Source organism: Methanoculleus sp. (assembly GCF_036677455.1).
Taxonomy (GTDB): Archaea; Halobacteriota; Methanomicrobia; order Methanomicrobiales; family Methanoculleaceae; genus Methanoculleus.
Genome location: NZ_JAVBWL010000042.1, coordinates 1 through 24,085, shown reverse-complemented (window position 1 = coordinate 24,085; position 24,085 = coordinate 1). Strand labels below are relative to the sequence as shown.

Genomic DNA, 24,085 nt, shown 5'->3' with positions numbered 1-24,085 from the left:
ACCCATCTTCAGTCTATCTCTGTGTAATACGATCCCCGGGCGCAATTCCCGCAGAGGATCGTCTCTTCTGCCACAATCTCTTTGTCGTCCAGGATCGTCTCGCCGCACCTGCTGCAGCGGGTCCGGTTCTTCGGGAAGCCGGGGAGGTCGCCCTCCGGGATCGCGACCCTGACCCTCTGCACCCTGAAGAGGTCCTCCTCCGGTGCGTCGAGCAGCGCGGTTGCTGCTTCGGAACCGGGCTTCTCCGTCCGCTCCTTCTCCCGGGCCGAGACCCTGACGGCATCCCCTGTCGCGAGGTTGATGAACGTGGCGGCAAACTTGCCGTAGGGCCGGTATTTCAGCGTGCGGCGGCCGAGCGAGCACCCCGTGATCGCCTGGACTGCATCCGTGATGCAGCGGTCGATCTCTACGTAGACGATGAGATCCCGGTTTCTCACCATCGGGTCCATCCGGAGTTCCCGCATCCCGATCATCGTCATCCGGGTCCCGAGCACGATCCCGGGGCAGACATCACCGTGGAACTCTTTTGCCCGTGCCAGGAGGAGATCGATGTCAGCCATCGGTTCTCCCCGCCATCCGTTCCGCTAGCTTCATACGGTATAGGTCTCTAGTGGGGTAAACAAATAGTTTTTGATATTTCAAAAAAGTTAAATAGATGATCTTATCGGACGTTCCACGGTACCTGCCTCGATGATAGGGGAGAGGTGCGGCCCTAACGTCCCCGGCCGCCCCCCCTCTCGAAAAAGAGGATGAATTGCCCTATCGGTGCGCGAAATACGCGCTCACCCGGCCGTCCTCGACCGAGTCGATCCGGGCAAACCCTATCCGCTCGAACTGGACGACACGGTCCGCCTCCCCGGCGACCGGCAGTTCGCAGAACCCTTCGAGGCTCCCGTCCTGCTGCAGGAGGGTGCAGGGGAGTCTTGCGTCCGCCGGCAGCCACTGGATGATCGGCGCCTTCTCGCGCCGGGCGTCTTCGAGCGCGTCGCCCGCGTAGGATACCTGCGGCGTATCGCCATCCCATGCGATCCTGACGTTGTAGAGGTCTTTTAGCCGGACCATGCTCCGCCCCTCGATATCTCCCCGCGGGAGGAGGATCCTTCCAGCGGTGACGAGCGTCCTGACCCCCCGGGAGGGGTCGCTCGGGTGGAGCGCCGCGTGGGCCTCGCGGAGCGGGGCGCCTTCGACGACGACCTCGACCGGGTCGGGCACGAAGAAGTAGCGGTTCGCCTTCGGGTCGACGATCTCCTTGTTCCGGGCATACAGGTTCTCCCACGAGAACGATATGTCGGTCTCCCCGATACCGATATCGATCATGGCGTTCCGGACCGCCTCGGGCTCGATGCCGCGGCGTGCGATCGCCCGCATCGTCCCGAGGTGGATGTCGTCCCACCCGGTATAGAGCCCGCTCCGGATCCCTTCGCGCATCCCCGATGTCGAGAGGACGACGCCCGATATCCCCATCCGGCCGTAGTGACGGTAGACCGGCGGCTTCCAGCCGAAGTAGTCGAAGATGTAACGCTGCCGTCTCGTGTTCGCGATGTGGTCCTTCCCGCGGATGACGTGGGTGATCCCCAGCAGGTGGTCGTCGACCGCGACCGAGAAGTTCATCAGCGGAAAGACCGTGTTCTCCACCCGCGGGTGGAGGGGCGCGTTCACGATCCGCATCGCGGAGTAGTCCCGCATCGCCGGGTCGGGGTGGGTGAGATCCGTCTTCACCCGGACGGTCACGTCACCCTCGTAGAACTCCCCATCAAGCATCTGCTGCCAGAGTTCCAGGTTCTCCTCAATCGTCAGCTCCCGGCAGGGGCAGGCCTTCCCGTTGAGTTTGAGCTCCCGGAAGCGTTCTGCGTCGCAGACACAGACGTAGGCCCCGCCGAGTTCGATCAGCTTCCTGCACCAGTCGTAGTAGATCTCGAGCCTGTCGCTCTGGTAGACGATATCGGTGATCCCGAGTCCCAACCACTCGATATCCTCCTGCACCATCGTGTACGCCTCGGGATCGACCCGTTTCGGATCGGTGTCCTCGATACGGAGGACATACCGGCCCCCGTAGCGTTTGACATAGTAATCGTTCAGGATGGAGGCCCTGGCGTGCCCGAGGTGCAGCGGCCCGCTCGGGTTCGGCGCAAACCGCATCACCACGCCGCCCTCCGCCCCCTCAAGGGCGGGGAGGACCCGCGTGTGCTCGTGCGTCTCGCTCTGTTCGGCAAGGAGTTCGGGAGCGAGTTCGAGAAGGCGGCTTTTGCGCTCCGCCGCGCTCATCGCCGCCACCTCCGCGATCGCCCTCGCTGCAAGAGGGCCGAGCTCCCGGGCCCGGTCCCGGAACTCCGGGTGCTTGCCGAGCACCGTGCCGATGACCGTACCGCTTTTTGGGGGCGCGTCGTGCTTCACCGCGTTCGCTAACGCGTAGATGAAGAGCAGGTCTTCGAGATCGTTTACCATGGTGTCAGTTGCCCCGGGCTATGAAGTAATCGGCGATCTCCATAAGGATCTCTTTCTCCTCCGAGTCCGGGAGGATTGCAAGCGCCTGTTTTGCGACCTCCGCCCGCTCGACGGCCGTGGCCCTGACCTCGTCGAGGATGCCTGCATCGTTTAAGCGGGCTATCAGGTCGTCGATATCGGCGGGCGTGAGTTCCCTCCGGTACGGGGCGAGGTCAAGCCCCTTCTCACGTGCCTTGATCGCGATCAGGGTCTGTTTCCCTTCCCTGATATCCGATCCGCGGTCCTTGCCGCTCATCTCGGTGTTTGCACAGAGGTCGATGAGGTCGTCCTGTATCTGGAAGGCAACACCGCTGTTCAACCCGAACTGGTAGAGGGCATCGGCCTGAACCGGGTTTGCGCCCGCGAGTATCCCGCCTATGGCGGCAGACGCGCCGTAGAGTACGCCGGTCTTCTTGCTGACCATCTCCAGGTAATCGAGTTCCGTGACGTCGTCCCGCTTCTCAAACGCCATATCCATGCTCTGTCCTTCGCAGATCTCGGCGCACGTCCGGGCGAGCATCTTTGTCGCCCGGACTTTTGCCGCGTCGCTCGCGTCCGAGAGGCAGATGAACTCGAACGCCTTCGCATAGAGGACATCGCCTGCAAGGATGGCGGTCGGCTCATCCCAGACCGTGTGCACCGTCGGGACCCCGCGCCGCGTGACATCGCCGTCCATGATATCGTCATGGATGAGGGTGAAGTTGTGGGTCAACTCCAGCGCGAGAGCCGCCGGGAGCAGGTCGTCCGAGGATCCCTTCCTCACTGCATCTGCAGCGAGTATGACGACCGCCGGGCGGAGACGCTTCCCGCCTGCAAGCAGCAGGTGGGCGCTCGCCCGGAAGAGGTCGCCGTGGACGTCTCCGAAGTAGCGGTGGATCACCTTGTCGATTCTGTCAGCATTCTTCTCCAGGTAGTCTTCAAGCATCGTCATGCCCCATCTCCTACTTTATCAGTACGTTCTGTCCGTTTCTCATGATATGGAGGTCGTTTCCAAGGGTGTAGCCCATCTCCTCCGCAAACCTCGCGTAGTCGCCGGTCATGCCGATGTCGCCGTGGGACGGGATGATGTGCTGGGGGTTTAAGAGGTGGAGGAACTCGTAGTGGTCCTCTTTGTAGGCGTGGCCGGAGACGTGCAGGTCGTCGAAGATACGGACGCCCGCCATCTTGGCACGTGCCTCGACCAGGTACCGCTGCCCGTGGTTCATCGGGTTCGGGATCACCCGCGCCGAGAAGAGGATCTTGTCGCCCTTCTCCATCTTGTAGGGGGTATCCCCCATCACAATCCGTGTCAGGATAGCGCCCGACTCTCCCTGGTGACCGGTGACGATCGGGAGGAACTTCTCTTTCCCGCTCTTCATGATCCGCCGCAGCGTCCGGTCCACGGTCCGGCGGTTGCCGAACATCGAGAGCGACTCGGGGAACCCGACCAGTTTCAACTGTTCGGCCGCCGAGCTGTAGCGTTCCATCGACCGCCCGAGCAGGACCGGTTTCCTGCCGATCTCGTGAGCACACTCGGCGATGGTCTTGACACGGGAGATGTGCGACGAGAACGTGGAGACGAATATGGCGCTCTTGTCGTCCTCGTAACTCGTGATGGTGTCCCTGACCAGGTCCCGTGCTATCTTCTCGCTCGGGCATCGCCCGTTGTCGGCGATGTTGACGCTCTCCGTGATGAGGGCGATCACGCCCTCCTTCCCGATCTGCCGCAGCCGGGCGAAGTCCGGCGGCTCCCCGATCACCGGCGTCCGGTCCAGTTTGAAGTCGTTCGCGTAGATGACCGCACCCCGCGGCGTGTGCAGGACCGGAAAGACCGTATCGATGATGGAGTGCTGGGCACGCACGAACTCCAGCGTGAGTTGCGGAGAGATGGTGTAGCGCTGCCCGGCCTTCAGGGCGAAGAGCTTGTTGTTCACGCCGAACTTCTGTTCGCCTGCAATCTGCTGTCTGATCAGTTCCGAGGTGTAAGGCGTGCTGATGATCGGGGCGTTGTAGCGGTGTGCCAGTTTCGGTATCGCACCGATGTGGTCCAGGTGCCCGTGCGAACAGACGATCGCCTTGACGCTCCCCTCGACCCCATTCATGATGGTATCATCAGGAATAGCCTTCATCTGGATCAGGTCCAGCGAATGCATGTTCTCTATATCAGCATCCTCGTGGATCATCACCTGGTCCAGACGCAGACCCATATCAAAGATGACAATCTCCTTTCCGCAGCGGACGGCAGTCATATTTCTGCCGACTTCGTTATACCCGCCCACTGCTATGATCTCGATATCCATGTTGTCTCCGTGTTGAGATTTTTGTGTGGTTAGTCGCTGTTTTCAATCATCTGCCGGGTCAGTCCGGTTATATACGTCCGTGTGTGACGAAGATCCCGCATTCTCCGGGATCCGGTCAGGAACATCGCCACGCGGAGTTCGCGGTGCATCGCCTCGACGGCTGCAAAGAGCGCTTCTTCGCTCTCCATGGCCGGTTTTAAGAGGGGGAGCGCCATGCCCCCGAGATCTGCCCCGAGTGCAACAGCCTTCGCGATATCTATCCCTGAACGCAGTCCGCCCGTCGCAATGATCGGGCCTCCTGCCGTCCGCACCTCACAGAGGCTTACCACCGTCGGTATGCCCCAGGAGAGGAACGCCTCCCCGAGATCGGCAAGGCCGGAGTCATCTGTCCGCAGGCGTTCTATCTTCGCCCAGGACGTGCCTCCGTGGCCGCCGATATCGATGGCGCTCGCTCCTGCTCCCCGGACCTGCCTGGCAGTCTCGGCTGATATGCCGGAACCTGTCTCCTTCACGATGACCGGACGGGAGAACTCTTCGCAGAGGGTGCGGAGCGCTTCCAGGCACCCTTCTGCGTTATGATCGCCCTCCGGCTGGATCGATTCCTGGAGCGGATTGAGGTGGATGGCGATCGCCTGTGCATCGATCATCTCGACAGCCCGTTCCGCCCACTCGATGCCGTGGTCGCGGAGCTGGACGATACCGAGGTTCGCACAGAGGAAGGCATGCGGCGCTTCCTCCCGCACGACGGCGAAACTCTCCTCCAGTTCGGGCTTTTCCAGTGCCGCTCGCTGAGAACCGACACCCATACCAAGGTTGTACCGCTCGGCGGCACGTGCAAGCCGCCGGTTGACCTCGAGGGTGTCCGGATGTCCTCCGGTCATCGCTGCAATGAAGAGGGGGGAGTCGAGCGATGCGCCGAGAAACCGGGTCCCGGTCTCGATCGCGTCCATATCGCACTCGGGAAGAGCGTTATGGACCAGCCTCACGTCTCCGAACCCGGCGTCGCCGGCCTCAATGGGTTTTTCACAGCAGATGAGCAGGTGATCCCGTTTCCTTGAGGATGTGGCGGTCTCTCCTGTCATGGTCTGCCTCGTTTCGTCACGATCGTTCCACCGTGCTCCGTGCCGTCCAGGAACTGGCCGAGCTTTGAGATGTGGAAGATATGCGCGTCGGTGCCGGCATCGGCCAGCGCAAGGAGTTCTCTGATCTTGCCCTGCATGCCTCCGGTCACGTCGGTCCTGGCCGATCCGCCGATAGCGAGCGATTCGGCGGTACTCCGGTCGATCCGCGGAACAACCGCTCCGTCCGCGAGGACACCGGGAACGTCCGTTGCAAGCCCCACGCGCCGGCTCGCGAGTGCAACGGCAAGCCGGGTCACCAGCTGGTCGCCTGAGACGATGCACGACCCCCGAAGAAGGTCCATCACCACATCGCCGTGCAGCACGGGCACAATACCGTGTTCTGTCATCTCGGCGATATGGCGGGTCTCAAACGAGACCAGGCGTCCGTCCTCGGCGACCCCCAGGTCGAACGGGTGGATGCCGATCGCCTCGACGCCCGCATCCCGCAGGGCACCGACGACCGCGGCGTTCAGGCTCGATACGGCAGCGTGCGTCTGGTGGACGCCCGGGACGTTCTCCCGGGTGAGGCCGTCGTTGATACGGTAGCGCCGGGCCTCCGGATGTCCGCAGGACCCCGCACCGTGGACGAGCACGAGTCTAGCGGCTGGCCGTGCGGCGAGGACTTCCGCAACCTCGTGCAGGCGGGCGTGATCGATCGCGCACTCGCCCGACTTGTCGGTGATCACGCTCCCCCCCAGTTTCAGTATCACGGTCTCATTCATGCTTCTCTTTTCTCGCACCGTCGGTGTCTATCGTGGTGATGATGGCTTTTCCCTCGCAGGCCTCGATGGCCCCGGCGACCCGGCTCTTTGCGCGACGCGGGCAGAGGGCGATGATGCACCCGCCGCCTCCTGCCCCGGTGATCTTCGCCCCGTAGGCGCCGCTCGCCCTTGCCGCAAGCACGAGTTTGCTGCTTGCCGGGTGTCCCACGCCGAGCGCTTCTAAGAGGGCGTTGTTCATGTCCATGCACTGCCCCAGTTCCTTCGGGTTGTTGATGGTATGGAGGGCAGCGAGCGTCACGTTCCCGATCGCGTCCAGGATCGGGTTTGCGATCTCCGGGTGTTTCTTCTGGAGGTCTCCGACCAGTTCCACCATCTTCGCGGTGCTGTGCGGGACAAGGGTATTTCCCACAACGATCTGCAATCCCTGTGGGGGGAGTCTCCGCTTGGATGTCCCCGTGATGAGGACCATCCCCCCGTTTGCACAGACGTAGGTGTCGGTGGGGCTTGCCCTCCCTTTCTGGACCTTCTTCTCTATCGAGAATGCGATATCGGCGATGGCCTCACGGGTGCGCCCGAGATTGAACTCGTCGTTGATCGCACAGAGCGTCGCCACCGTCACCGCAGCCGAAGATCCAAGCCCGGATGAACTCTGGAGTTGCGAGTGAACGTAGACGCTGCCCCGTACGCCCATCCGCCTGAAGCACTCGTCTATGTAGGGCGACTTCGGGCGCGTCGGATTCCGGGATTGCCTCACCGTGACGTAGACACGGGGCTTTATCGCCATCGCGACACCCGGTTTCCCGTAGACCACCGCATGCTCGCCGAAGAGGAAGACCTTACCCGGCGCGCTCCACGTTGCCAATTACACCACCGCTATCGCTGCATACCCCACTACCTGATCGAAGTCGCCCGTCACATCGCCGCTTGTCGTATACCGCAAGAGTTCTCCTCTCGTTGCACCAAGCGTTCGGCAGGCGGTGCACATCGTGGCGATCGGGCCGTAGCCGCAGACCGTAGCGCCGCTCTCCCGGAGCCGCCGGTAAAACTCAGGTATGTCCAGGGTCGCGAGCGCATCGATCGCCGCGAGGTCCTGCCTGCGGGCTACCCCGTCCGGGACATAGTGAGAGAAGTCGCTTGAGGCGACGATCCGCACGTTCCGTTCTGTGCGCTCGACAGCCCGGAGCACCTGCTCTGCAAGGCTCGTTGCGGCCCGGTAACTCTGGTCGCCCATCAGGATGGGTGCAATCCTCGCTCTCGGGAACCGGTATTTGATGAACGGCATCTGCACCTCGATCGAGTGCTCGTTCTCGTGGGCCGCCTCATCGATATCGAGTCCCAGTGCGTCGACGAGTGCTTTGTCAACGTCGACGATCCCGAGCGGCGTCTCCCAGGGCACGGCGGAGGCACAGGTCGTGTACCCCCGGTGACTTGGCCCGACGACCAGGAAGGTGCCGTCAAAATCAGGTGGTATGGTGGAGAAGGCACAGGCTCCGGTCTCTCCTGAGTAGACGTAACCTGCGTGGGGAGAGACGATACCCCGGGCATCGATGCCCGGGGCTTTCTTCTGGAAGAATGTCTCCAGCAGCTGCTCCAGATGCCGGGGCTCGGCAGGATAGAACATTCCCGCTACACTGCATGGTCGCATATCCATCAAGATGAGCTCTTGTGCCTTCGGGTCTTATAACTCTGTCTCAAAGTCTTCGGGAGTGAGCGATGTGGCCACACCGCGCAGGTGAAGCATCTCCTTCGTCAGGAGGAAGTAGATCATCGAGAGCGCCTTCCGGCCCTTGTTGTTCGTCGGGATGACGATATCGATGTACTTCGTCATGTTGTTGGTGTCGCAGAGAGCGACGATCGGGATACCCACCTGGACAGCCTCGGCGATTGCCTGGGAGTCGCCGATGGGGTCGGTCACCACGACCACGTCGGGCTCGATATACGTGTGTAAGCCATGTAAGCGCTGGTTGGTGAGCATCCCCGGGATGAACCGGCCGACGGCTGCCATGCCGCCGATCGCATCGGCGAACTTCTTCGCCGGGTACTGGCCATACTGGCGGGAGGTGACGACCAGGACCTTCGCCGGTTCATACTGCGAAAGGAACTTCGCGGCGGTCTTGATCCGCTCGTCGGTTGCCTGGATGTCCAGGATGTACAGCCCATCCCCGCGGACGCGGTAGATGAACTTCATCATGTCTTTGCTCTTCTGCTGGGTGCCGATGTGCACACCGGCTGCGAGGTACTCTTCCACGGGTACCAGTGGTTCTTTCAGTTCGATCTCAAGTTCGTTTGCGGTCAAGTTAGATCAGCTCCTCTATGCGAATCAGTTCGTTCAGTTTGGCTATCCGTTCCCCGCCGACCACGCCGGTCTTGAGGAAGATGCATTCGAATGCGGTGGCAAGATGCGCGATCGTCGCGTCGGTCGTCTCTCCGGACCGGTGGCTCATGACCGTCTCCATACCGCTCTCCTGGGCGAGGCGTATCGCCTCGAAGGTGTCGGTGAGGGTTCCGATCTGGTTCGGCTTGATCAGGACGCAGTTTGCCGCAGATGTCTCGACGCCTCTCGTGATCCGTTCTACGTTGGTCACGAAGAGGTCGTCGCCGCAGATCAGGCAACGGTCCCTGACCTGATCGGTCAGTTCGGCGAACGCGTCGAAGTCCTCCTCAAAGAGCGGGTCCTCGATGTAGATGAGGTTGTAGCGGTCGACCAGGTCCGCCATGTAGGCGATCTGGTCTTCGCGGCTCCGTGCCGCGTCCTTGTAGTGGTACTGCTTGCCGTCCCACATCTCGCTTGCCGCGACGTCGATCCCCATCCGGACCTCGACGTTCATCGCGTCAGAGACGGTGGCGATCGCTTCGCTGATGATCTCGAATGCCTCGGTGTCGGTTATGGCAGGCGCCCAGGCGCCTTCGTCTCCTTTACCGGAGAGCTTGCCCTGCTTCTGCAGGATCTTCTTCACCGCTCCATGCACGGCAGCGTTGACGAAGACACCCTGCGATGCGCCGGAAGCCCCGGTGGGAACCACCAGGAACTCCTGGATGGACGTGGCGTTCGGGGCATGAGCCCCTCCGCCGATGACGTTCCCCAGGGGCAGGGGTGTCTCGCCGGCGAATGCGCCGCCCAGGTACCGGAAGAGTTCCATGTCAAGGGACGACGCGGCCGCCTTTGCGCACGCAAGGGAGAGCGCTACGGCGACGTTTGCGCCGATTGAACTGAAGTCGGGTGTCCCGTCGTTCTCTCGTAACAGTGCATCGAATGTGATCTGATCGCAGGTATCCTCACCGATGAGCGATGGAATCAGGTTCTTCTCTGCATCCTCGATGGCCTCGCGCGTCGGCCGCACCTTGGCTTCATAGGTTCCGGTGCTGGCGCCGCTCGGTGCCGCGGCTCGCCCGAAGCCGCAATCCGTATAGATCTCAGCCTCGACGGTCTCGTTCCCGCGGCTATCCAGGATCGTTCTCAGGATAATCTGTTCGATGGTTGTCATCAGATCACTACTTTCTCTTCACTGTTATAGGGACCATGCCTCGATCGAACTCTTCAAGCGCGATCTCGAGCGGCTCTGTCTTCGTCGTGTTAACCAAAACAGGTGCACCCATCGATATCTGCAGAGCACGAGCCCCTATGATCCGTGCTCGTTCATATCGGGTATATGATTCCATCGTGTAGCCTCAAAATCATTAATGATAAAATGGGGTCGCTGAGATTTGAACTCAGGTCACAGCATCCCGAACGCCATAGGATGGCCAGGCTACCCCACGACCCCTCTCATTGATACGGGTTCAGGTCCTCCACCAATACCTTGTGTGTCAGCAGCATCCGTCTGCAACAGTACCGTTCCAGACCGAGATCGTCGAGGATCCGTTTTGGATCCTCGCCCGCATCTCGCCGCTCCTCAAACTCCTTCCAGGCTGTAGAGATGACCTTTCCGCATGTAAAACATCGTACGGGTATCATAATAATGGTCCTGCATCCCTTATATCTTTTGCGCTCACCGGTAGGACTTCTGGAACCGTGCGCGTGCGCCTGGACCGTGCGGCTTCTTGGTTTCCTTCTGCCGTGAGTCATTCACGAGCAGTGTCCGGTCGTACGCGAGAAACGCGTCCTTGATCGCCGGATCGTTGTGCCACTCCACGATGCCGCGCGCGAGCGCCGTCCGGACCGCCTCGGCCTGCCCCATCGTGCCGCCGCCGGCAACATCGATAGCCGCATCGACGCCGTCAAGTGCGGTTGGAACCAGGAGCAGGGGTTCCGCGATCTTCATGCGCGTCAGCTCGGTCCCGTAGATCTCAAGGGGCACCGAGTTGATGCGGACCCGGCCGTTGCCGGGCTTCAAGGTCGCTCTGGCGATTGCCGTCTTTCTCTTACCGCTTGTATTGATGATCTTTGCCATATCATCACCCTCACTTAGTAGTTAGCTCCGAGGTTGGTGCTTATCGCCCCGACCGTTATATATCTCGGCCTGCTCAGCCGGTCGATGTGGGCTGCCTCAAGCGTCTCGGTCTCTTTCCCGACGAATTCCACGGGAACGCCGACATAGGTCTTGATCCGCTTGAATGCCGCGACACCGCGCTCGCGCTTGTACGGGAGCATGCCCCGGATGGTGCGCTTCACAATATGGTCGGGCCTGCGCGGGAAGAACGGGCCGCCCTCACGGGATCCGCGTTCGCGCTTTGTGTGATAATTCTCGAGCACATGCGCCCGGTTTCCGGAGACGATTGCCTTCTCGACGTTCACGAGGGCAATCTCCTCGCCGGCAAGCGCACGCTGTGCGACGATGCTGGCCATTCTCCCGAGCAGTAATCCGTCTGCGTCGATAACCGTTACCATTTGTCTCACCTGAGGATCCGCACCATGCTCCCCTTCGGGTTGTCCCGGAGGAGGTCCTCGATAGTCATGCACGTCCCGTTGGCGCCGGTGATCTTGCTCACCGCAGCCTCGGAGAAGTCCAGCGCGGCGACCTTCACCGGCAGGTTCAGTGCGCCGCTGCCGAGCACTTTGCCCGGCACCAGGATCGTCTCACCCTCATTTGCGTAGCGGTCGATCTTGCTGAGGTTCACCTCGGCGTAGTTCTTCCGGGGTGCATCCAGCCTCTTTGCAATCTCACGCCAGATGTTCGCCTCATGTGCGCGCGACGCATCTTTCAGCGTCGCAATGAGGGCGGCCAGCCGGGGGTTCGATTTATTCTCGGTTGTCTTCTTCATTCTGTCCCCTCTCCCGTTATCTCGTTCATCACGTCTACCAGGTCGTCTGATGATCTCTGAATGTATTGGAGCGCTCTCTCGATGATCTCCCGGACGGGCATCGAGCCGTCGCTTTCCACCACGAAGATGAATCTCTCTGTATCGGCACCGATATGGATGGCCGGCTCGGTACCGATGCCGCCGGCAAGGCATGCCCGCTCGCAGAGTTTGCAGAGGGAGCAGAGTTCCTGCCGCCCTCCGATGACCCGGACCTTACCCTGCCCGGCCTCAAGCACGTCGCGAGGACATTCGTCGATGCACATGCCGCAGCCGTCACACCGCTCATCGATGGTTATCTCCGGGTAGTTCTTGTATCCGCAGGCGGTGGTCGCCTGCCACTTGGCATGCTCCTTTCCGGTGCCGACGATAGCATATGCTTCAAGAACGATCTTCTGCTCTTTTGCGAGATCGATGATCGGGATCTTCTCCTCTGCCGGTGCGGCGTCGGGATCCTGGGGGATCAGATCGCTTGAGTAGACCGTCTTCGGTCCTTCGACGGAGAGCGTGTAGGTGGCGGTGCAGGCTGAGCACCCGGCGCCTTCGCAGGTACACTCGCTGCGCGGTTTGTAGACCTTGAGGTCTGTCCGGAGCGGAATGAGCCCCAGCCGGTGCGCCAGCATCTCATCGAAGAGGACGCTTGTGTTATCGTAGATACGGACATCTTCGATGGCGAGCGTCGGCACTTCGCTGATCATCGCCCGCCGCAGCATATTGGCGAACGATGTGGAAACGCCGGTTATGGTGAATTTGGCGACTCTCTCGTCCAGTCGAGAAAACGCTATCTCCATTACACTCTCCTTCCTCTCCGGCCGCCCTTGCCGCGGATGCTGTCGTGGGGCACCGGGGTGACGTCTTCTATCCGGCCGATCCGCATCCCTGCACGGGCAAGGGCGCGGATCGCTGCCTGGGCGCCGGGACCGGGGCTCCGCTGTTTGCCGCGTCCCGGTGCACGGACCTTCACGTGGACGCCGGTGATCCCCTTGTCGCGTGCGTTCTGTGCGACCTGGATTGCCATCTGCATGGCCGCGTACGGCGAGCTCTCGTTCCTGTCCTGCTTCACGACCATGCCGCCGCTGCTCTTGGTGACCGTCTCGGCCCCGGAGAGGTCGGTGACGGTGATGATGGTATTGTTAAAGGAGGCAAAGATGTGTGCGATGCCCCATTTCTCTTCTGCCATGATATTACCTCATTCCTGCACGGGCGATCCGGCTTCTCTCGGGGTGTACCGTGTTCGTGAGCGGAGAGGGGCCATAATACCCGATCTCCATCTCTTCGGCTCTCGCGACCCGGTACCCGGGGATCGTCACCCGGCGGCCGGCGATCGCGATGTGGCCATGGGTGATGAACTGGCGGGCCTGCTTCGGGGAACGTGCGAGCCCCTTGCGCAGGACCAGCGTCTGGAGGCGGCGGTCGAGCTGCTGCTCCACCTTCAGGGCGAGGATGGCCCCGATATCGGCGTTCTCACCGACGAGACCGTAACGCTGCAGGTGGCCGATGAGCTGATCCTTCTTCCTCTCGTAGTCTTCAGTGACGAGGCCGCCTGAGCGGAGTGCCACCAGTTCACGGGCGGCTTCCCGGTACTTGCGCAGTACACTCTGGGCCTTCCAGAGTTCACGCTTGTTCCGGAGCCCATACTCGATGATGAGCCGCTTTTCGTCCTCAAGTCTCGTCTTCTCGAACCGCCGCTTGGGCGTCGCGTACTGCTTGTGGTTCTTTCCGGGATATCCCATTCAATCACCGCTCAATCTTTCTTTCTCTTGACGCCGACGGTCGTTCCCGTTCTTCCGGTGGACTTGGTGCGCTGGCCGCGAACCTTCTGCCCGGTCTCGTGCCTGATACCGCGGTAACTCCGCATCTTCCTCATGCGGTTGATGTCGTCGTCATTCATCATGGTCAGGTCGGTCCCGAGGAGGTGGCGGACCTCTCCCGTGTAGATGTCCTTGGGGCGGTTTACCATCCAGTCGGGCACGCTCTCGGTGTAGGTGTCGACAGCGTTTGCGATCCGCGCAACCGATTCGTCGTCCAGCTTGCCGAGTATGGCACGGGGGTCTACATTGGCAAGGGCGGTGATGGTGCGCGACGTGTGCGGACCGATGCCCTTGATCCCGGTCAGTGCGATATGCACCGCCTTGGTGCCGTCGAGATCAGTGTTTCTGACCCGAACAAAGTACTTTATCTCTTCTTCATCCATGTGATCGCCTCATCATCGACGTCGTCGGTGAAAGCGCTGAGGGAGGGATTTGAACCCTCGAGTCCCAGGGGGACACAGGTTTAGCAAACCTGCGCCATACCAGGCTTGGCTACCTCAACATAGAACTTCGCATCTTTCGACACTCGCAACACGCAGGGTGCTGCTCCAGACACAGCATTCTATGACTTGTGCTTACTAATTTTAGTGAGCTACCCTAATAACATTTGCGGTGTTTTTCAGGGGGTGGGGCGGGCCCGCCGGACCCCGCTCCCGATCAACCCCGACGCAACTATGGGGAGCGCAATCGTAGCATCGCAGAAGCACTGGACACGCGGCGACTCGGGCGCCTCCTTGCCCCAGCTGATCGCCTCCTCGAAAGTGCACCCGGAGAGGCCGCCCCAGTGAGGGGCGTCGGTGGTGTACTGGATGGCGTAGGCATGCCCCCCCAGGTGCTGCTCATGGATCGAGGCGATGACCTGGGTCTGCTGGATGAAGTTCTTCGGCACGCCGCCGCCGACGTAGATGACGCCGGTCTTCTTCGACTCTTCGACCATCCGCGTGATCTCGTCGGTATCGGCGATCTGGTCGATATCGACCTCGACCCCCCGCCGGCGCGCCATGACGAGGCCGATGCCGATGGATGAGTCGCCGAGGGCGGGGATGAAGATCGGAACACCGTGCTCGGCGCAGGTGGCGATGAGGGACCGGCCTTCGGGCCTTCTCTCCCGGAGCCATTCCCCGAGACGCCGGATGAACTCCCTTGATGAGCCGCGGAACGGTGCGATCTCGTCGGCGAACCGTGCGATCTCAGCATCGATTCCCCGGAACTCCTCCTCGTAGGCGAAGACGTCGTAGATACGGTCGATCCCCTCCTCGAAGAGCGCCGCATCGTCGGCGTGGTGGTGGCCGAGGTAGTGCCGCACGCCGAGGTGCTCGCAGGTGTCGTGGAAGATGTTTGCACCTGTGGAGACGATGACGTCGATGTAGCGGTTCCTGACAAGCTCGATGAGGATGTTCTGCATACCTGCCGGGATCATCGCGCCCGAGAGTCCCATGAATATCGTGCAGTCGGGATCGGTGATCATCCTGGTCCAGACACCGAGCGATTCCCCGAGCTTTCGCCCTTGAAAACCGGTCTTGCTCATGGACTCGAGGAGTGCCGTTACGTCCCTGTTTGGTTTGACTGGCTGCGTTGGTCTCATGGAAAAATCCTGATACCTGTTTCTGGTTGCGAGCCCATAATGATTGGCACCGGCGGGGCAGAGGAGGTTCCGGCGCTATTGTGCACGGTTCCCGGTCCTCCGGGTGTTCAGAGGGCCGTTCTCCGCCGGGCGATCCGGGGTCTCAACGGGCGTCCTCCACCAGCGCGAGGAACCGCTCGATGACCCACTCGTTCCTGACCTCCGGATGGAAGAGGAGGCCGTAGAGCGGGAGCGAACGGTGCCGGATCGCCTGGACGCACCGGTCCGAGGCTGCGAGGGGGATGAACCGGTCCGGGACACAAATCGCATATTCGTGCAGTTCATACGCGGTAAAAGTCTCCTTTCCCGCGAAGAGGGGGTCGCCCGCGAGCACCCGGACGTCGATCATCCCGATCTGGCAGCATGGTTCGGTGCCGCCGCCGAAGGCCGCCGCCAGGACTCGCATGCCGGAGGATATGCCGAGCACCGGGCGTTCGAACGAGGATAGCCATGAGAACCTCCCGGGATGCCCGGCAAACCCGGTGTCCTTGAGCGCCGTCCCGCAGATGACCACCGCTTCCGCGGCCTCGAGCTCCGGTGCGCCGACGGCGGTGTAGTGACGGACGGTGGACGGCACTCCGGCATCATGGAGGAGCCGGTTGACCGGGGCGACGAACTCGTCCCGGGAGAGCGAACCGTCCCGGTAGCAGAGGTCGAGAACCAGGATCACTTCGCCACCAGCCCTGCCCGTTCGATCCGGAGGACGCCGTTGTAGTTGCGGTAGACCCTTGATGCCTCCTCGATCGCGACTTTCCGGGAGAAGAAGGGGGCGTCGGTGACGAACGTCTCAAACTCTCCTCCTTCGCCCGTGAGGGTGGTCCGGTACTTCCGGGCGATCGCCCGGAGGTCGTCGAGGGTGCGGCGGTCGATCTCCCGGCCGAGCCAGGATGCATCGAAGGGGCAGGCGAAGACCCCGGCGATGATGACCCGAAACCCCCTCTCGATCAGTTCTTCCATGTAGGCCTCCTGGTCCACGTTCCAGAGCGGGTTGAAGCACCAGAGATCCAGGTCGCGGCAGACCCGCTGGACGCGGCTTGCCTGGTAGACCGATTGGATCGCCCCCGTGACGACACCTTCGATCCCGAACTCCTCCCGGGCCCGGAGGAGAGCTCGTTTCAGGTCCAGGAGTTCCGTCTCCTTCTCTCCATCCGTCTCCGTCTCCACGAGGGGGAGCCCCGCCGCTTCGGCCTGCAGTGCCGCGAGATGGATGTTCGGGGTGTGGAACATATAACTCTCCGGATTCCTGGATATGATCGTGATCAGGCAGGCCACCTCCTCCTGCTGCATCGCCTTCCAGCAGGCGAAGAGGGAGTCTTTCCCGCCGGAGAAGAGTACCCCGAGTCTCATAGGCCGTCTCCTTATGGTTCTCTCCGGGGCACGGATAACCCCTGCGGCGGCAGCCTGCCCGGGGGAGGGTATGCGCCTCCGGGAGCAGGGCGGGGGAGAACACGAGGCGCGGGGTCTCGGTCCGGGCAACCGCGAGCCTGCCGGGTGCCGCTCCTGGATGAGGATCAGGATTATATGGTGTCGGATCTTCACTCCGTGTGAGCGCACCCGGGTCGTATAGCACGGGAGGCATGGAGTATGATGGCAAAAAATGAGAATTCGGAAGAACAGGTTGATGTGGTGGTTGAATGCGTCCTGGTATACTCCCCCGGGGATCCGGAATCGCGGGAGCGGGTCGTCCATGCGATCCTGGCGTGGGCGGAGGAGCACCCGGACGAGTGGGACGCGTTCCAGGCACGCTGCCAGCAGCGTCACGAAGCGCCGGCCTGATGCGTCATCCGAAAAAAGGTGACTTTCGGGCCCCTTACAGGGCCTGGACGAGTGTATTCCTGGTGACTACTCCGGCGATCTTGCCGTTCTCTACGATCGGGACGGAGCTGATGCCCTTCTTGAGCATCAGGTCGATGACGTTCGAGACGTCCGTATCCGCATCCATGGTGATCAGGGGGGCGCTCATGATGTCACGCACGAGAAGGTTCCGGATCCGGTACTCCTGGCGGGTATCTTCCACCATATCCTTGAAGGCATGGAGCGCCTTTGCGACATCGGTCTCCGTGACGATACCGATGACCTGATCGCCCTCCTCAACGATGAACCGGTCGATCTTGCCGTCCAGCATCCTCCGGCGGAGGTGGACAGCCCGTTCCTCGACCTGGATCGAGTTTACCGGCTCCATGACATCCGTGAGGGGCCCCGCCGGCCGGAGCACCTTCAGGAGGTCGCCTGCCGTCGCCTGTCCGATGAGGCGGTGCTCGGCATCGAGCACCACAACCAGCTTGTAGTGCTGGAGCAGCGGCACCAGGACATCGATACTCTGGTCCGGGTATGCGGAGGTGAAGTTCTCCTCGACCGTGTTCGCGACATGGATGGAGGTGGCTTTCAGTGCCTGGGTCTTCTTGCTCCCGAGCGTCTCGGCGATCGCTGCCCGGGACGTAGTGCCGATGACCGTGCCGTTGTTGGTCACGATGAGCGGATCGACGCCCTGATCGAGCATCTTCGCGAGCGCTTCGCTGACAAAGGCGGACTTTGCGATGGTGACCGGTTTTGTCATCACGTCTTTGACAAGTATCTGAAATCTCTCGCTCATTTTGCCACTTCCTTGATGATATCATCTCTCTTGAGCACGCCCCGGATATCACCGTCCTCCATGACGACGAGGCTGTTGATCTGGTGCTCCAGCATCAGCCCGACGGCATCCTGGAGGGATGCATCGGGGGCGATGGTGATGACCGGGCGGCTCATGATGTCTTCTGCAACTGCTGATACCTCGACGACGTATCTGAAGCGTTTCTGCCCTCCGGGCTCATCTCTCCGGAGGTGCGTGACGTCTTTGCCGGGCAGGTTCATCCGGTCGTCCAGATACTCATAAAATGCGAGGTTACTCTCCGTAATGATTCCTGCAAGGCTTCCATTGTCGTTTACGACAATAAGTTTATCGTTTTTTCCCTTTATCGTGTCGATGACGTGGTCGAGTGAGTGATACCGGTTGACGATGACCGCATCCTCCATGCTCTCGCCGACCCGGGCAGAGAGTCCGCGCACATGGGCCGAACGCATAACGTCTAATTTGGTGACGATACCGGTCACCTCTCCGCCGTCGACGACCGGCAGTCCCGATATGTCGCGGTCGAGCATCGTCGCTGCGATATCACGAACGCCGGTCTGTGGCGTGACCACGATAGGGTCCTGTGCCATCAGGACGCTGACCGGGATCCGGTCGATCGGCCGCCGCCGCCACATCGGCTCCGTCTGCCGGAGCCGATAGGCGATATCCTTCTTGGTGAGGATACCACGGAGTTCACCCCCTTCCATGACGGGGAGTCTCGACACACGGTGCTTGAGCATGAGGTTTCGCGCATAGGCGACGTTATCAGTCGGTGCAACGACGTACACCGGGGCAGACATCACATCAACGGCACGCATTCTCTTCACTCCTCTGCAAATGCCTTCACAAGGTCGTATTCCGTCACGAGCCCGACGAGGTGCGAGTCCTCGATGACGGGGAACGCCCCGACACGGCGCTGGATCATCTCGATGGCGATATCGTGGATGTTCCGGTCCGGCGTGGTGGTGAGGAGTTCTCCCGAGAGGAGCGACCGCACCGGCGCCCCCAGCACCTCAGCGGAGTCCCCGGTCGTCAGCTGCTCGAAGGCCTTTCCTTTCCCGAGGTAATTCATGATATCGGTGGCGGTGACGATGCCGCAGAGGACGTCGTCCACGACGACCGGAAGCCGCCTGAACCGGCACTTCACCATCTCCCTGCAGACGTTGCCGACAGGGGTGTCGGGGCTGGTGACGCGTACCGACGACTTCATGATATCCTCCACGCGGCGGCTCGAGCGCGCGGTGGTGAGCACCTTCATCACATCGCGCTCGGTCACGATCCCCTTCAGGTTGTCATCGGCATCGACGATGGGGATCCCGCCGACATTCCGGTTGATGATGATATCGACCGCGTCGGCGATGCTCCCGGCAACCGGCATGGTGACCAGGTGCGGGGTCATGATCTCGCGGAGCCCCTCGTTGATGGCAGCAAGGAAGTTCCCCCCGTGTTTCACCTGTACGAGGTTCGACTTGTCGCCGCCGCCCATGAAGTCGATGATATCGCTGACGGTCACGATCCCTCTGAGACGGTGCGTCCCCGCGTCCACGACCGGCAGCCTGCGGAACCCTTCGTGGGTCATGATCTCGACTGCCTGGATGATCGGGGTGGTCCGCTGTGCCGTGACGACGGATCGCGTGGCGATCGCCATGATCTCGCCTTCGTGATCGGCGAGGCGTGTCTTGAAATCGACGGGTCCACGGTCGTGTTTGCCCGGCATCTTCAGGAGCCGGTCACCTGGCTTCTTATCTGAATTATTCGAGTTCGGTTGCATGGTGTCACTCCTTTAAAAGTTATGGTATTCGGGAATGCCGCTACCGGGGAAGACTGTTCAGAACGTCATGCCGGTCGATGACACCGACGAGTCTCTTCCTCTCGTCGATGACCGGGAGGATGCTGATGTCGTGGTCGACCATCAGCCGGCTCGCCGTTGCAACCGGGTCGTCGGGTGCGACCGTGATGACGGGGGTCGTCATCACCCGGTCAACGGTGGTGTCGGCCTGGTTCTTCACCGATGTGCGGACGTTGCCGGCGCGCAGGAGGTCCCGGCGGGAGATGATGCCGATGACGTCTCTCTTCTGCACCACGGGAAACGCGATAAAGCCGCTTGTGACGATCAGGTTATAGATGCGGTGGATGGGTTCCTCCGGCGAGCAGGTGATTGGCTCCTGCGACATGGCGTCCTCGACCCGACCGCGGGGTTCGTTGCGGGAGATCAGGACCGGGAAGAGTTCGGAGAAGAGCACTCCCCCCCGGAGAAGGCCGTCTTCCTCAACGATTGCGGCACTGTTGGTACGGGCTGCCAGTATGGCGGAGGCGACCTCGGCAAGGGGCGTATCCGGAGCCACCCGGGCGGCCTCCTTGGTATATCCCTTGATGGTGACGTTCGATTTGGTGTCCGTCACCTGGAGAACGTCGGATATGTCGAGGTAACCCATCAGGCGATCTCTTTCGTCCACGATGTAGAGTTCACGAAAGATGTCATCCCGCAGGACGCTCCGTGCTTTCGTGACGTAATCGTCATAGTGCAGGGTGGGAATGGCCCGCATCAGGTTTGAGGCAACTTTCATAACAACTGTTCCTCCTCCTGACAGACGGGACAGAGCATAAGGTTGTCGACCCTTGATAAGTCGTCGGACATATTCCCGCACCGGTCGCAGACACCCATAGCATACTCTTCCTCGCGGTTGATCTCGATGAGGTCCGCCAGCAGCTCGTTCACTTCGGCCGCGACGGTGAGGATATCCCTGACTGTCACGATCCCGATGACTATCTGGGCCTCAACGACGGGAAGCCTGCGAACACGGTGCTTCACCATCATTGCCGCCGCATCGGCGACCAGCTTCTCGGCGCCGATCGTGATCAGCGGGGTGCTCATGATATCGCTGACATGAATGCTGCCCGGTTTTAAGTCCTTTGCCACAACCTTGCAGTTGATGTCCTCTTCGGTGACAATCCCCGTGGGCAGGTTATCTCGTAGCACGATACAACTGCCGACTCCATCGCGGCACATGGTCTGCGCCGCTCTGGCGACCGTCTCCTCCGCATCGATGGTCGTCGGCTGGGTCTGCATGACCTCCCTGACCGGTATGCGCGTCTCGAAGCGGATGGTATCGTTGTTATGTATCATGGGATTCTCCTGATCTCGTCGCTATATGGGCTGATTCTTCGGGTGCAACTGTATCTAGGTTTCAACAGTATAAAAGAATTCTCACGCACCCTGGTTGCTTTTTTTCCCCAAAATGAGGAGAATACGCAGGATGGAACATATAATTATATTTATTTATGAGTGCCATAACACACCTAAGTACAGGCAAATCGGCCTACCTGAGGGAGCTTAATGACGTTCTTAGTTCGCACAAAACAGAAGATATCACGGTTCTTGAAGACGCTCTTTAAGAAGCGAGCCTCCCGCATCGGGATCTACGGGCCTCCCAATGCCGGGAAGACAACGCTTGCAAACAGGGTCGTGCGAGACTGGGTCGGCGATGCGGTCGGGCCGGTCAGTGAGGTGCCGCATGAGACCCGCCGCGTACGGCGCAAGGAGGATATCACCATCACGAGCCAGGACGGCCACTCGATAACCATCGATATCGTAGATACGCCGGGCGTGACGACGAAGATCGACTACAACGAGTTCGTCGAGTACGGGATCGATAAGGAGGAGGCGATCAAGCGGGCGCGGGAGGCGACCGAGGGTGTGGCTGAGGCGATGCACTGGCTCCGCGAGGATATCGACGGCGTCATCTACATGCTCGATGCCACGCAGGATCCGTTCCAGCAGGTGAACATCATGCTTGTCGGGATCATCGAGAGCCGGAAACTCCCGATCCTGATCGTCGCGAACAAGAATGATCTCCCTGACGCTTCCCCGGCGCGGATCAAGAGTGCGTTCCCCCAGCATCCCGTGATATCGATATCGGGCCTTGAAGGGAACAACATGGATGAATTGTACGAAAAGATGGCGTCCTACTTCGGGTGATGGAGATGATACAGGGTGTACAGATAGACCTTATTTCGGCGGAGCGCCTCGACAAACTCACGACGATGGAGAAGGTCCGCCTGATCCTCGACGACGTCATGGAAGGGAACATCGTTGTCCTGGAGAAAGGTCTCGCGCCGGATGAGCAGAGCAAGCTCATCGAGATCACGATGCGCGAGATCGCGCCGGACGGGTTTTCCGGGATCGAGATGGAGACCTACCCCATCAGGGATGCTCCTTCGGGGATTTTCGGCAAACTCTTCGGGGGGAAGCGCTCCGAGACACGGCTGACCGTGATCGGGCCTGCAAACCAGCTCAAGACGCTCAAGAAGGAGAAGGATCTCATCAGCGCGTGGGTCTCCTCGTCGCGGTGAACGGGTGGTGATACGGATGCCTCACAAGTGTACCCAATGCGGCCGGGAGTTCGAGGACGGTTCGACGAAGATACTGAAAGGGTGTCCGAGTTGCGGCGGGAAGAAGTTTCTCTACATCCGTGAGGCCGAACGGCACGACGATGTGCTGAAGGAGAAGAGCATCGACGAGATCGCCCGGGATACCGGAGAGGACGTCCTGGAGGTCAAGCCGGACCTCCGGAAGAAAGAGGAGATCGAGGTATTCGAGCGGATCGAGAGCATCCGTATCCTCGGTCCCGGTTCGTATGAACTGAACATCGATAAGCTGGCCCGGTCGGATGAGGTCGTCGTCGGACTGGAGAAGGAAGGAAGATACCAGGTCGATATCCTCTCGATGGCCCGGAAGAAGAAGAAGTGATCTCTTTCTGGTAGGAGTGATCCGGAAGAACTGGTGGGGGATCCGGAAGGGATTCTCTTTTGGCGGGAGAGATCCGGAAGGGATCCTCTTTTCGTGGGAGTGATCCGGGGGAAATCCTCTTTTGATAGGAGAGATCCCCCTTAAGGCCCAAAACCTGATGGATCTTCTTCCCCTGACCGAAAATATAAATATTATAAAATTCCTTTTTTCACCTACAAAAGTAACCCGACACTCGATAACGCATATCGGGGTGACGGTTTCCTGTACGAGAGCATACATCTTTCATGAGTCGTTGCGTGGAATCGGGTCTCTCGATCTCCGCTCTCGTGCATCCGATCCCCGATTGCTGACCTGCCATACTCTTGCAGCGGCGAGTGTCAACCTGGTGATATCTATGAGAACGACGTATCTCTCATCCCTTGATAAGGTTCCCGGCATCAGCGCAGAGGAGTGTGCCCGCCTCGTGCCGGTGACTGAGCACTTCGCGTTTCGCGCAAACGACTACTATCTCTCGCTGATCGACTGGGAAGACACGAAGGACCCCATCCGGCGGCTGATTATTCCAACGCTAGAGGAGCTTGAGTCCTGGGGCTACTCCGATCCGTCCTCTGAACACCGGTATACCCGGGCGCCGGGGCTGCAGCATAAATATCGTGAAACGGCGCTGCTGCTCGTGAGCGACGTCTGCGGGGGCCTGTGCCGCTACTGTTTCCGCAAGCGCCTCTTCATCGAGGACGCGCGCGAGGTGAACAAGGACGTCTCGGAAGGGCTCGCCTACATCCAGGACCACCCGGAGCTCACGAACGTGCTCCTCACCGGCGGCGACCCCCTCTTCCTTGAGACCGGCCGGCTCCGTGAGATCGTCTCCCGGCTCCGCGAGATCGATCACATCGGGATCATCCGGATCGGGACGAAGATGCCTGCCTACGACCCCTACCGGATCATCGACGACCCGACGCTTCTGGAGATGATCCGGCAGTACAGCGCGGGCGAGAAGAGGATCTACATCATGGCGCAGTTCAACCACCCGCGGGAACTGACCGATGCGGCGTGCCGGGCGGTCTCGCTCCTGCAGGAGGCGGGCGCGGTGGTGATGAACCAGACGCCCCTGATCCGGGGGATCAACGACGACCCGGAGGTGCTTGCGGCGCTCTTCGACAGGCTCTCGTTCATCGGGGCAAATCCTTACTACGTCTTCCAGTGCCGCCCGGCGATCGGCAACCGGGCGTTTGCGGTACCGGTGGAGGAGTCCTACCGGATCTTCGAGCAGGCCCGGTCGAGGTGTTCGGGGCTTGCGAAGCGGGCGCGGTTCGTGATCTCCCACGCGACGGGGAAGATCGAGGTCGCGGGCCGGACGGAGGAGTTCACGTTCTTCAAGTACAACCAGGCGGCAAGCCCGGAGGACCTGGGCCGGTTCATGGTCTATAGGAGCAACCCGGAGGCCT

General features: G+C 60.9%; 32 protein-coding genes and 2 tRNA genes. 5 read left to right on the top strand and 29 right to left on the bottom strand.

Translation table 11 applies throughout. From position 1 onward, the window contains the following. Nucleotides 1–8: 8 nt before the first annotated feature. The 24 genes from V6K60_RS09495 to V6K60_RS09380 form a co-directional block, all read right to left on the bottom strand. Entirely contained in the window at nt 9–560 is a 552-nt protein-coding gene (locus V6K60_RS09495) for an FmdE family protein (protein WP_332450281.1), read from the bottom strand. Between the two features lie 199 nt (nt 561–759). Beyond that, nucleotides 760–2,445, bottom strand: a complete 1,686-nt coding sequence (locus V6K60_RS09490; protein ID WP_332450280.1) for a glutamate--tRNA ligase — start codon at nt 2,443–2,445, stop codon at nt 760–762. A gap of 4 nt (nt 2,446–2,449) precedes the next feature. Next, nucleotides 2,450–3,415, bottom strand: coding sequence for a polyprenyl synthetase family protein (locus V6K60_RS09485; protein ID WP_332450279.1), 966 nt, complete (start codon nt 3,413–3,415; stop codon nt 2,450–2,452). 10 nt (nt 3,416–3,425) lie between these two features. Further along, nucleotides 3,426–4,763 (bottom strand): RNase J family beta-CASP ribonuclease, encoded by a 1,338-nt coding sequence (locus tag V6K60_RS09480; RefSeq protein ID WP_332450278.1) that lies wholly within the window; start codon nt 4,761–4,763, stop codon nt 3,426–3,428. Nucleotides 4,764–4,792: 29 nt separating this feature from the next. Further along, a complete protein-coding gene (gene fni / locus V6K60_RS09475) occupies nt 4,793–5,845 on the bottom strand; it encodes a type 2 isopentenyl-diphosphate Delta-isomerase (RefSeq protein ID WP_332450277.1) in 1,053 nt (350 codons plus the stop codon). Further along, the gene (locus V6K60_RS09470; protein ID WP_332450276.1) at nt 5,842–6,606 is read right to left on the bottom strand and encodes an isopentenyl phosphate kinase; all 765 of its coding nucleotides are present in this window, start codon (nt 6,604–6,606) and stop codon (nt 5,842–5,844) included. The genes fni and V6K60_RS09470 overlap by 4 nt, the downstream gene beginning before the upstream one ends. Continuing rightward, nucleotides 6,599–7,468: a mevalonate kinase gene (gene mvk / locus V6K60_RS09465; protein WP_332450275.1), complete on the bottom strand. Its 870-nt coding sequence runs from the start codon at nt 7,466–7,468 to the stop codon at nt 6,599–6,601. The genes V6K60_RS09470 and mvk overlap by 8 nt, the downstream gene beginning before the upstream one ends. Then, the gene (gene amrB, locus V6K60_RS09460; RefSeq protein ID WP_332450274.1) at nt 7,469–8,257 is read right to left on the bottom strand and encodes an AmmeMemoRadiSam system protein B; all 789 of its coding nucleotides are present in this window, start codon (nt 8,255–8,257) and stop codon (nt 7,469–7,471) included. A gap of 27 nt (nt 8,258–8,284) precedes the next feature. Continuing rightward, entirely contained in the window at nt 8,285–8,902 is a 618-nt protein-coding gene (gene rpsB / locus V6K60_RS09455) for a 30S ribosomal protein S2 (RefSeq protein ID WP_332450273.1), read from the bottom strand. Between the two features lies 1 nt (nt 8,903). Next, the gene (gene eno, locus V6K60_RS09450; protein ID WP_332450272.1) at nt 8,904–10,091 is read right to left on the bottom strand and encodes a phosphopyruvate hydratase; all 1,188 of its coding nucleotides are present in this window, start codon (nt 10,089–10,091) and stop codon (nt 8,904–8,906) included. A 7-nt stretch (nt 10,092–10,098) separates the two neighbouring features. Then, nucleotides 10,099–10,266 (bottom strand): DNA-directed RNA polymerase subunit K, encoded by a 168-nt coding sequence (locus V6K60_RS09445; protein ID WP_332450271.1) that lies wholly within the window; start codon nt 10,264–10,266, stop codon nt 10,099–10,101. A 30-nt stretch (nt 10,267–10,296) separates the two neighbouring features. After that, nucleotides 10,297–10,370, bottom strand: a tRNA-Pro gene (locus V6K60_RS09440). Between the two features lie 2 nt (nt 10,371–10,372). Further along, a complete protein-coding gene (locus tag V6K60_RS09435) occupies nt 10,373–10,561 on the bottom strand; it encodes a DNA-directed RNA polymerase subunit N (protein ID WP_292558783.1) in 189 nt (62 codons plus the stop codon). A 34-nt stretch (nt 10,562–10,595) separates the two neighbouring features. Next, a complete protein-coding gene (locus V6K60_RS09430) occupies nt 10,596–10,997 on the bottom strand; it encodes a 30S ribosomal protein S9 (RefSeq protein ID WP_332450270.1) in 402 nt (133 codons plus the stop codon). A gap of 14 nt (nt 10,998–11,011) precedes the next feature. Beyond that, a complete protein-coding gene (locus tag V6K60_RS09425) occupies nt 11,012–11,434 on the bottom strand; it encodes a 50S ribosomal protein L13 (protein ID WP_332450269.1) in 423 nt (140 codons plus the stop codon). 5 nt (nt 11,435–11,439) lie between these two features. Next, on the bottom strand, nt 11,440–11,808 hold the full coding sequence (locus V6K60_RS09420) for a 50S ribosomal protein L18e (RefSeq protein ID WP_332450268.1): 369 nt from the start codon (nt 11,806–11,808) through the stop codon (nt 11,440–11,442). Then, a complete protein-coding gene (locus tag V6K60_RS09415) occupies nt 11,805–12,635 on the bottom strand; it encodes a DNA-directed RNA polymerase subunit D (RefSeq protein WP_332450267.1) in 831 nt (276 codons plus the stop codon). Before V6K60_RS09415 ends, V6K60_RS09420 begins: the two co-directional genes overlap by 4 nt. Then, a complete protein-coding gene (locus V6K60_RS09410) occupies nt 12,635–13,024 on the bottom strand; it encodes a 30S ribosomal protein S11 (RefSeq protein ID WP_011844637.1) in 390 nt (129 codons plus the stop codon). The genes V6K60_RS09415 and V6K60_RS09410 overlap by 1 nt, the downstream gene beginning before the upstream one ends. Nucleotides 13,025–13,028: 4 nt before the next feature. After that, nucleotides 13,029–13,577 (bottom strand): 30S ribosomal protein S4, encoded by a 549-nt coding sequence (locus V6K60_RS09405; RefSeq protein ID WP_332450266.1) that lies wholly within the window; start codon nt 13,575–13,577, stop codon nt 13,029–13,031. 11 nt (nt 13,578–13,588) lie between these two features. Next, a complete protein-coding gene (locus V6K60_RS09400; RefSeq protein WP_332450265.1) occupies nt 13,589–14,038 on the bottom strand; it encodes a 30S ribosomal protein S13 in 450 nt (149 codons plus the stop codon). A gap of 34 nt (nt 14,039–14,072) precedes the next feature. Continuing rightward, nucleotides 14,073–14,157 (bottom strand) — tRNA-Ser (locus V6K60_RS09395). A 117-nt stretch (nt 14,158–14,274) separates the two neighbouring features. Next, complete coding sequence (locus tag V6K60_RS09390) at nt 14,275–15,240, bottom strand: deoxyhypusine synthase (protein ID WP_332450264.1); 966 nt, start codon at nt 15,238–15,240, stop codon at nt 14,275–14,277. Nucleotides 15,241–15,382: 142 nt separating this feature from the next. Then, nucleotides 15,383–15,949 carry a glutamine amidotransferase-related protein gene (locus tag V6K60_RS09385; RefSeq protein WP_332450263.1) on the bottom strand — a complete coding sequence of 189 codons (567 nt, stop codon included), beginning with the start codon at nt 15,947–15,949 and terminating at the stop codon, nt 15,383–15,385. Next, entirely contained in the window at nt 15,946–16,626 is a 681-nt protein-coding gene (locus V6K60_RS09380; RefSeq protein ID WP_332450262.1) for a diphthine--ammonia ligase, read from the bottom strand. Before V6K60_RS09380 ends, V6K60_RS09385 begins: the two co-directional genes overlap by 4 nt. Before the next feature lie 237 nt (nt 16,627–16,863). Between V6K60_RS09380 and V6K60_RS09375 the strand changes: the two genes are divergently transcribed. After that, nucleotides 16,864–17,055: a hypothetical protein gene (locus V6K60_RS09375; protein WP_332450261.1), complete on the top strand. Its 192-nt coding sequence runs from the start codon at nt 16,864–16,866 to the stop codon at nt 17,053–17,055. Between the two features lie 34 nt (nt 17,056–17,089). On the opposite strand, the gene V6K60_RS09370 is transcribed toward V6K60_RS09375, so the two are convergent. The 5 genes from V6K60_RS09370 to V6K60_RS09350 are packed head-to-tail and all read right to left on the bottom strand — an operon-like array spanning nt 17,090 to nt 21,017. Further along, nucleotides 17,090–17,872, bottom strand: coding sequence for a CBS domain-containing protein (locus tag V6K60_RS09370; protein WP_332450260.1), 783 nt, complete (start codon nt 17,870–17,872; stop codon nt 17,090–17,092). Beyond that, nucleotides 17,869–18,708 carry a CBS domain-containing protein gene (locus V6K60_RS09365; protein WP_332450259.1) on the bottom strand — a complete coding sequence of 280 codons (840 nt, stop codon included), beginning with the start codon at nt 18,706–18,708 and terminating at the stop codon, nt 17,869–17,871. Before V6K60_RS09365 ends, V6K60_RS09370 begins: the two co-directional genes overlap by 4 nt. Before the next feature lie 5 nt (nt 18,709–18,713). Continuing rightward, entirely contained in the window at nt 18,714–19,661 is a 948-nt protein-coding gene (locus tag V6K60_RS09360) for a CBS domain-containing protein (protein ID WP_332450258.1), read from the bottom strand. Between the two features lie 40 nt (nt 19,662–19,701). After that, nucleotides 19,702–20,457, bottom strand: a complete 756-nt coding sequence (locus V6K60_RS09355) for a CBS domain-containing protein (RefSeq protein WP_332450257.1) — start codon at nt 20,455–20,457, stop codon at nt 19,702–19,704. After that, a complete protein-coding gene (locus V6K60_RS09350; RefSeq protein ID WP_332450256.1) occupies nt 20,454–21,017 on the bottom strand; it encodes a CBS domain-containing protein in 564 nt (187 codons plus the stop codon). The genes V6K60_RS09355 and V6K60_RS09350 overlap by 4 nt, the downstream gene beginning before the upstream one ends. A gap of 210 nt (nt 21,018–21,227) precedes the next feature. On the opposite strand from V6K60_RS09350, the gene V6K60_RS09345 reads away from it, so the two are divergent. The 4 genes from V6K60_RS09345 to V6K60_RS09330 all read left to right on the top strand — a co-directional run. Beyond that, a complete protein-coding gene (locus V6K60_RS09345) occupies nt 21,228–21,869 on the top strand; it encodes an Era-like GTP-binding protein (protein ID WP_332450255.1) in 642 nt (213 codons plus the stop codon). A 5-nt stretch (nt 21,870–21,874) separates the two neighbouring features. After that, nucleotides 21,875–22,243: a DUF2073 domain-containing protein gene (locus V6K60_RS09340; protein ID WP_332450254.1), complete on the top strand. Its 369-nt coding sequence runs from the start codon at nt 21,875–21,877 to the stop codon at nt 22,241–22,243. Between the two features lie 16 nt (nt 22,244–22,259). Continuing rightward, a complete protein-coding gene (locus tag V6K60_RS09335) occupies nt 22,260–22,640 on the top strand; it encodes a Zn-ribbon domain-containing protein (protein WP_332450253.1) in 381 nt (126 codons plus the stop codon). A 394-nt stretch (nt 22,641–23,034) separates the two neighbouring features. Next, nucleotides 23,035–24,085 (top strand): KamA family radical SAM protein (locus V6K60_RS09330; protein WP_332450252.1); only part of this gene is annotated, 1,051 nt, incomplete at its 3' end.

Bases quoted from the DNA above. Each gene is read 5' to 3' on its own strand.
- V6K60_RS09495 (WP_332450281.1), bottom strand. From the start codon at position 560: ATGGCTGACATCGATCTCCTCCTGGCACGGGCAAAAGAGTTCCACGGT.
- V6K60_RS09490 (WP_332450280.1), bottom strand. From the start codon at position 2,445: ATGGTAAACGATCTCGAAGACCTGCTCTTCATCTACGCGTTAGCGAAC.
- V6K60_RS09485 (WP_332450279.1), bottom strand. From the start codon at position 3,415: ATGACGATGCTTGAAGACTACCTGGAGAAGAATGCTGACAGAATCGAC.
- V6K60_RS09480 (WP_332450278.1), bottom strand. From the start codon at position 4,763: ATGGATATCGAGATCATAGCAGTGGGCGGGTATAACGAAGTCGGCAGA.
- fni (WP_332450277.1), bottom strand. From the start codon at position 5,845: ATGACAGGAGAGACCGCCACATCCTCAAGGAAACGGGATCACCTGCTC.
- V6K60_RS09470 (WP_332450276.1), bottom strand. From the start codon at position 6,606: ATGAATGAGACCGTGATACTGAAACTGGGGGGGAGCGTGATCACCGAC.
- amrB (WP_332450274.1), bottom strand. From the start codon at position 8,257: ATGGATATGCGACCATGCAGTGTAGCGGGAATGTTCTATCCTGCCGAG.
- eno (WP_332450272.1), bottom strand. From the start codon at position 10,091: ATGACAACCATCGAACAGATTATCCTGAGAACGATCCTGGATAGCCGC.
- V6K60_RS09445 (WP_332450271.1), bottom strand. From the start codon at position 10,266: ATGGAATCATATACCCGATATGAACGAGCACGGATCATAGGGGCTCGT.
- V6K60_RS09435 (WP_292558783.1), bottom strand. From the start codon at position 10,561: ATGATACCCGTACGATGTTTTACATGCGGAAAGGTCATCTCTACAGCC.
- V6K60_RS09430 (WP_332450270.1), bottom strand. From the start codon at position 10,997: ATGGCAAAGATCATCAATACAAGCGGTAAGAGAAAGACGGCAATCGCC.
- V6K60_RS09425 (WP_332450269.1), bottom strand. From the start codon at position 11,434: ATGGTAACGGTTATCGACGCAGACGGATTACTGCTCGGGAGAATGGCC.
- V6K60_RS09420 (WP_332450268.1), bottom strand. From the start codon at position 11,808: ATGAAGAAGACAACCGAGAATAAATCGAACCCCCGGCTGGCCGCCCTC.
- V6K60_RS09415 (WP_332450267.1), bottom strand. From the start codon at position 12,635: ATGGAGATAGCGTTTTCTCGACTGGACGAGAGAGTCGCCAAATTCACC.
- V6K60_RS09410 (WP_011844637.1), bottom strand. From the start codon at position 13,024: ATGGCAGAAGAGAAATGGGGCATCGCACACATCTTTGCCTCCTTTAAC.
- V6K60_RS09405 (WP_332450266.1), bottom strand. From the start codon at position 13,577: ATGGGATATCCCGGAAAGAACCACAAGCAGTACGCGACGCCCAAGCGG.
- V6K60_RS09400 (WP_332450265.1), bottom strand. From the start codon at position 14,038: ATGGATGAAGAAGAGATAAAGTACTTTGTTCGGGTCAGAAACACTGAT.
- V6K60_RS09390 (WP_332450264.1), bottom strand. From the start codon at position 15,240: ATGAGACCAACGCAGCCAGTCAAACCAAACAGGGACGTAACGGCACTC.
- V6K60_RS09380 (WP_332450262.1), bottom strand. From the start codon at position 16,626: ATGAGACTCGGGGTACTCTTCTCCGGCGGGAAAGACTCCCTCTTCGCC.
- V6K60_RS09375 (WP_332450261.1), top strand. From the start codon at position 16,864: ATGATGGCAAAAAATGAGAATTCGGAAGAACAGGTTGATGTGGTGGTT.
- V6K60_RS09370 (WP_332450260.1), bottom strand. From the start codon at position 17,872: ATGAGCGAGAGATTTCAGATACTTGTCAAAGACGTGATGACAAAACCG.
- V6K60_RS09365 (WP_332450259.1), bottom strand. From the start codon at position 18,708: ATGCGTGCCGTTGATGTGATGTCTGCCCCGGTGTACGTCGTTGCACCG.
- V6K60_RS09360 (WP_332450258.1), bottom strand. From the start codon at position 19,661: ATGCAACCGAACTCGAATAATTCAGATAAGAAGCCAGGTGACCGGCTC.
- V6K60_RS09355 (WP_332450257.1), bottom strand. From the start codon at position 20,457: ATGAAAGTTGCCTCAAACCTGATGCGGGCCATTCCCACCCTGCACTAT.
- V6K60_RS09350 (WP_332450256.1), bottom strand. From the start codon at position 21,017: ATGATACATAACAACGATACCATCCGCTTCGAGACGCGCATACCGGTC.
- V6K60_RS09345 (WP_332450255.1), top strand. From the start codon at position 21,228: ATGACGTTCTTAGTTCGCACAAAACAGAAGATATCACGGTTCTTGAAG.
- V6K60_RS09340 (WP_332450254.1), top strand. From the start codon at position 21,875: ATGATACAGGGTGTACAGATAGACCTTATTTCGGCGGAGCGCCTCGAC.
- V6K60_RS09335 (WP_332450253.1), top strand. From the start codon at position 22,260: ATGCCTCACAAGTGTACCCAATGCGGCCGGGAGTTCGAGGACGGTTCG.